The following is a 1,535-nucleotide window of genomic DNA, read 5'->3' on the forward strand; positions in this document are numbered from 1 at the left end:
CAGGTGCGGTCACGTCAGGCCACGCTACCCCCTAGGGGCGATCACCGTCCGCAAGGGCGGGATGTTCGCCGGAACCCGGTCCGGGGGGGGGGGGGGGGGGGGGGGGGGGGGGGGGGGGGGGGGGGGCGCCCCCCCCCCCCGCACGAGGCGACGGTCGACCGGCTGTTGCGGTCCGTTGAGGAGGACAGGTGAAGGTCGCACGTTTCTACGCCCCGGGTGACATCCGCATCGAGCAGGCCCCGGAACCGGAACCCGGCCCGGGCGAACTGAAGCTGCGGGTCCGCAACTGCTCCACCTGCGGAACCGATCTGAAGATCATGCGGCACGGGCACCACCACATCGACCCGCCACGGGTCATCGGCCACGAGATCGCCGGGGAGGTGGTCGGCATCGGCGACGGCGCCAGCGGTTTCGCCGAGGGCGACCGGGTGCAGGTGATCGCGGCGATCCCCTGCGGCGAGTGCGGCTACTGCGAGCGCGGCAGGCAGACGGTGTGCCCGAACCAGCGCTCGATGGGCTACCACTTCGACGGTGGTTTCGCCGAATTCCTCACCGTCCCCGAGCAGGTGCTGCGGGTCGACGGGGTGAACCTGCTGCCCGGCGGGGTCGACTTCGCGGCCGCGTCGGTCGCCGAACCGCTCGCCTGCGTCCTCAACGGCCAGGAGCTCGCCCGGGTCGGCCCGGGGGACGTGGTCGTGGTCGTCGGCTCCGGCCCGATCGGCTGCCTGCACACCCGGCTGGCGCGGGCCCGCGGCGCGGCCGCGGTGTACCTGGTGGAGCTCAACGCCGCCCGGCTGGAGCAGGCGGCCGAGCTGGTGGGCCCGGATGCCGCGATCCTCGCCTCCGCCACCGATCCGGTCGCGGAGGTGCTGCGCCGCACCGGCGGTGTCGGCGCCGACGTGGTGATCACCGCGGCCGCTTCCGGCGAAGCGCAGGAGCAGGCGCTGCGGATGGCCGCGCGCGGCGGCCGGATCAGTTTTTTCGGCGGTTTGCCCAAGGATTCGCCGATCATCGACTGCGATTCGAACGCGGTGCACTACCGTGAGTTGACCATCGTCGGTGCCAACGGCTCCACCCCGGAGCACAACCGGCGGGCGCTGCGGCTGATCGCCTCCGGTGACGTCCCGGTGCACGACCTGATCACCCACCGGTTGCCGCTGGACGGGGTGCTGGAAGCGATCCGCACGGTCAGCACGGGCGACGCGATCAAGGTGACCATCGAGCAGTGACGGTGCCGGAACCCGCCTCGCGACGTGCGGCGGGCCCCGGGGCGCAACGGAGGAGTGCCGCGTGGTGCTGCGGGAACGGGAGAACGAGACCGAGCTGCTGAGCGCCGCGCTGGACCGGGCGAGCGAGGGCGGCGGTGCCCTGCTGGCGTTCTCCGGCCCCTTCGGCATCGGCCGCTCCGCGGTGCTGGCGGGGGGGGGGGGCGCCCCCCCCCCCCCCGCGCGGCCCGGGGGGGGGGGGGGGGGGGCCCCCCCCCCGCCGCCGCCCCCCCGACGGGGCCGGGCGGCCCGGAGAGAGGGAGGGCCCCC

General features: G+C 75.0%; 2 protein-coding genes. Both read left to right on the forward strand.

The window, feature by feature from the left end; translation table 11 throughout:
- Positions 1-188: 188 nt before the first annotated feature.
- Entirely contained in the window at positions 189-1,229 is a 1,041-nt protein-coding gene (locus tag LCD31_RS17120) for an alcohol dehydrogenase catalytic domain-containing protein (RefSeq protein WP_224959382.1), read from the forward strand.
- A 61-nt stretch (positions 1,230-1,290) separates the two neighbouring features.
- A partial coding sequence (locus LCD31_RS17125) for a hypothetical protein (RefSeq protein ID WP_224959383.1) occupies positions 1,291-1,535 on the forward strand: 245 nt, incomplete at its 3' end.

Source organism: Saccharopolyspora sp. 6M (assembly GCF_020176775.1).
GTDB lineage: Bacteria > Actinomycetota > Actinomycetes > Mycobacteriales > Pseudonocardiaceae > Saccharopolyspora_C > Saccharopolyspora_C gregorii.